This window comes from Dellaglioa sp. CoH-57-MRSF-16 (genome assembly GCF_056782055.1).
Genome location: NZ_JBXAXZ010000137.1, coordinates 1 through 301, shown reverse-complemented (window position 1 = coordinate 301; position 301 = coordinate 1). Strand labels below are relative to the sequence as shown.

Annotated in this window: 1 protein-coding gene; it reads right to left on the bottom strand. The window is 52.2% G+C overall.

The window, feature by feature from the left end; translation table 11 throughout:
• Positions 1 to 301 (bottom strand): hypothetical protein (locus AC1RPH_RS08185; protein ID WP_481762091.1); only part of this gene is annotated, 301 nt, incomplete at both ends.

Sequence of the window (301 nt, the reverse complement as noted above, 5' to 3'; positions counted from 1 at the left end):
ACGCCGAACCGTTTACCGGAACTGTTTGGTAGCACGGATTGGTTGCGTTATACCCGGTATCGATGGTCTGCATACCGCTCGCCAAAAGCGCCGTGTTCGTATCGATGGTGTTAAGACCTGCGTACTGAGATACGTGGTTGGCGTTAGCATCGAAGTTACCCACTATATAGACAGCACCAAGCGGAAGCTTTGTATTCTTGATGCGCCCGTGTACGTAGTTGTCTGTCGGGTTGCTGGAACCGTTAGGAATTGACGATAGGCCGGCAACGCCGCCCGGTTTGTCTATCTGGTCAGATGGAAT